The organism is Tabrizicola sp., assembly GCF_016792905.1.
GTDB lineage: Bacteria > Pseudomonadota > Alphaproteobacteria > Rhodobacterales > Rhodobacteraceae > Tabrizicola.
Genome location: NZ_JAEULP010000064.1, coordinates 1 through 3738 on the forward strand (window position 1 = coordinate 1; position 3738 = coordinate 3738).

Genomic DNA, 3738 nt, shown 5'->3' on the forward strand with positions numbered 1-3738 from the left:
TCGGTGACGACATCCCCCGGCGGCTTGATCGTCACATAGGTGGTGCTGTCCTTGCCCGTCACCACGATCCGCTCGCCGTCCAGCGTCACCTTGCTGACCTGACCGGCGTCCACCCGTTCCATGAAGTCGGAATAGGTCAGCGAGCGCGACGACATCGTCGTCTGGTTGCCCGAGAACAGCTGGAACAGCGCCATCACAAGGATCAGCAGCACGACCCAGAAGGCGATATTGCGTGCATTGCCCAATGCAGGGATCTCCTCAATGCGCCAACGGCCCCCCATAGGGCCAAGGCGACTTTGCGCCTAAGATAAACCTTTGGAGCCGGGGTTCAATGCACTAACGGGAAAAGGTGAAGGGGCGCTGAAGCCGCACCTGCCATCCGGCGGAAAGCCCCGCACAAGGCGCCGCCAGCAACCGCTCTCCCTCCCAGACGCCGGGCGTCACCAGAAGCACCTCGCGCGGCAGCCCCGCCTTTCGCCAGTCCAAGACCTGCCGCAGGCCCTCGGCCCCCAGCGCCCGCACCTCGCCCCCCGGCCCCTCGATCACCCAGCGCCCGTCCCAGACCTGCCCCACCGGGACCGGCCCGCCGACCGCCCGGGGCTCGCGCATCAGCCAGCCCTTCCGGAAGCGACACCCCGCCAGCGTCGCATCCCGCCCCGCCACCATCGCCGCCATCAGCCGCTCCACCTCGGCGGCACGCGGCGCGTAGCCCGCCCCCGTCAGGCACAGCAGCGCCTGCACCACCAGTTGCCGCTGCACCTCCGCAGGCTCGCCCCAAAGCCCCGCGCCGATCCGCAAGGCCCCCGACTGCTCCTCGATCCACCGCGCCGCCGCCGCCACCTGCACCGCCAGCGCGTCCTGAACGCGAGCAAGATGCCCCGCGACCTCGGCCAGCCGTTCCGCCGTGATCCCCAGCGGCCCCAAAGCCACCAGCGCCTTCCGCGCCTTCACCCGCAAGTAGCGGTCATCATCGTTGCTCGGATCGTCCACCCAGCCGATCCCCCGCCCGCGCAGCCAGTCCCGCAACTCCGCACGCCCGGCATCGAGAAGTGGACGATGGACCCGAACATCCCCTGCATCGAACCAGCGACGCATTCCGGAAAGGCCACCGACCCCCGCGGCCCGGGAAAGCCCCATCAGCACCGTCTCGGCCTGATCATCACGGGTATGGCCCAGCGCCACATGCGCAATCCCCCGCGACCGCGCCCAGTCCCCGATCAACCCCATCCGCGCCCGCCGCGCCTGATCCATGAGATTGCCCGCGACCGCCCCATGCTCCCAGACCCGCACCTCATGCCGCACCCCCAGCGCCGCACAGGCTGCCCCGACCGCCGCCGCCTCCATCGCGCTCTCGGCCCGCAGCCGGTGATCCACCGTCACCGCCTCGACCCGACACCCCGCCGCCAGGCACAGATGCAAAAGGGCGGTGGAATCCCCACCGCCCGAAAGCGCCACGCCAATGGTTTCCCCCGAAGGCAACCCGTCCCGGATCAGCCCGACGAGTCGGTCCGCGTCTACTGGCACCCCAGCCCCTGCATCGCCACGGTCGATTGCGTCGCCGCCATGCTGGTCGGGAACCGCTTGCCCACTTCGGCCAGAGTCACGCAGCCTTCCTGCACCTGGCCCAGCGCGCCCAGCCCCTCACCCAGCTTCAGCAGCGCATCCGGCGCCATCGGCCCTTCCGGCGCGGCCGAAAAGGCGTCCAGATAGGCCCGCGCGGCATTGGCCGTGTCGCCCTGCTTGGTCAGCGCCTCGCCGCGCAGGTAATGCGCCTCGGGGACTAGCGGCCCGCCAGGATAGGATTCGGCATAGGTCGCAAAGAGCGCTGCAGCTCCGGGAAAGTCACCCTGACCGAGCACCTCCTTGGCCCGGTCAAAGTCCGCCTGTTCGGCCACCGCCAGTTCCGCCCCGCCCGTCGAGCCGCCCGTCGATCCGCCCGTCGATCCGCTAGCAGGCGCCGTGCCCGTCGCGCCCGCATCCGTCGCCACCGGCGCGGTCGCCCCGCCCCCGGCATCGCCGAGCGCAGGCGTCGCGCCGAGGTTGGCCGGATCGCAGCCCTCGGTCACTTCGCACAAGCGGTATTCGATGTCGCCGATCCGGTTGGTGCCATCCGACACCACCCGGTTCAGCTTCAGCTCGACCTCTTCCGTCCGCGCGTTCAGCCGCGCCAGCTCGGCCTCGATCGTGTCCATCCGCGTCAGCGCGTCGCCCCCGGCCGAGCCATTCGTCGCCGCACCCGAGGCGACAAGCTCCGCCTTCAGCGCGTTGAACTCGGCCGCAAGCTGCGCCAGCTCGTTGCGGATATCGGCCAGCGTCTCCGCCTTGTCCTGGGCATGGCCCAGGACCGGCAGCAGACACAGCGCCAGCGAAAGGCCAAGCCGCCGCATCAGATCAGGCCCCGGCGCCAGCCGACAGCACCGTCACCGCGCGACGGTTCTTGGCATAGCAGGCCTCTTCCGAGCAGACTTCCAGCGGGCGCTCCTTGCCGTAGGAGATCGTCCGCAGCCGGTTTGCCGCAACGCCCTGGCTGATCAGGAAGTTCTGCACCGCCGCCGCCCGGCGCGCGCCCAGCGCAAGGTTGTATTCCCGCGTGCCCTGCTCGTCGGCATGGCCCTCGATGATCGCGGCATAGCCCGCGTTCTGGTTCAGCCAGTTCGCCTGCGCCGTCAGGACACCGCGCGCCTCGGGGCTCAGCGTCGACTGGTCCACCGCGAACAGCACCCGGTCGCCGACCGTCTGGTTGAAATAGGCGATCGATGTCGGGTTGTTCGGATCACCGAGGCCCGTGGTGTCGATCCCGCCCGCACCGCCTGCGCCTCCGGCCCCGCCCGCGCCACCGGCACCATAGCGGTCAGGGTTGTTGCAGGCCGCAAGGCCAAGGACAGCGATCAGGAGGAGGGATTTCGCAGCAACGCTCATCGGGGGCATCCTTCTTGTTGGCTCGATTTCGGCGACAGTATCAGCTTTGCGCCGCCGATGGAATCGGCGGCGCGGCATGAATCAGGGCAAAAGCGGCGACCAGGCCGGGTCAGAGGCCGGGCCTTCGGTCGGGATCTGCTTCAGGTTCCGCCCGGTGATGTCGACCGACCACAGGCTCGCCTGCCCGCCGCCGCCGCTGGTTTCCCGGGTGAACATCAGGACCCGACCGTTCGGCGCCCAGGTCGGGCCCTCGTCCAGGAAGCTTGCCGTCAGAAGCCGCTCCTCCGACCCGTCCGTCCGCATCACCCCGATGTGGAACCGCCCCGCGTTCTGCTTGGTGAAGGCGATATAGTCCCCGCGCGGCGACCAGACCGGGGTGCCATAGCGCCCCTCTCCGCCCGAGATCCGCGAGCCTTCCCCGCCCGAGGCAGGCATCACATAGATCTGCTGCACCCCGGTCCGGTCGCTCTCGAACACGATCTGGCTCCCGTCCGGGCTGAAGCTCGGTGCCGTCTCGATCGACGGCGCATTGGTCAGCTGGCTCAGCGCCCCCGAAGACAGGTTCAGCGCATAGATATCGGTGTTCCCGCCCCGCTCCAGGCTGAACACCGCCGTCCCCCCGTCAGGCGAGAACCGGGGCGCAAAGGTCATCGTCCCCGGCTGCTCCTCCAACGTCTGCCGCTTCATCGACCCCACATCCATGAGCGTGATCCGGGGAAAACCCGTCTCGTAGCTCGTGTACAAGAGCCGGTCGCCGGTGGGCGAAAACCGCGGCGCCAGCACGATGGAGTTGCTGTCTGTGAGGTAGGCGACATTCGC

Annotated in this window: 4 protein-coding genes and 1 pseudogene; all 5 read right to left on the minus strand. The window is 69.3% G+C overall.

Translation table 11 applies throughout. The features are described 5' to 3' along the window. The coding region (locus tag JNL31_RS13175; protein ID WP_294973961.1) for an ATP-dependent metallopeptidase FtsH/Yme1/Tma family protein at positions 1–245 on the minus strand (245 nt) is incomplete at its 3' end. Between the two features lie 91 nt (positions 246–336). Next, positions 337–1524, minus strand: a complete 1188-nt coding sequence (tilS, locus tag JNL31_RS13180) for a tRNA lysidine(34) synthetase TilS (protein WP_294973962.1) — start codon at positions 1522–1524, stop codon at positions 337–339. Further along, entirely contained in the window at positions 1515–2387 is an 873-nt protein-coding gene (gene ybgF / locus JNL31_RS13185) for a tol-pal system protein YbgF (RefSeq protein ID WP_294973964.1), read from the minus strand. The genes tilS and ybgF overlap by 10 nt, the downstream gene beginning before the upstream one ends. Before the next feature lie 4 nt (positions 2388–2391). Further along, entirely contained in the window at positions 2392–2919 is a 528-nt protein-coding gene (gene pal, locus JNL31_RS13190) for a peptidoglycan-associated lipoprotein Pal (protein WP_294973967.1), read from the minus strand. An 81-nt stretch (positions 2920–3000) separates the two neighbouring features. Next, positions 3001–3738 (minus strand): annotated as a pseudogene (tolB, locus tag JNL31_RS13195) (Tol-Pal system protein TolB); the annotation flags it as partial.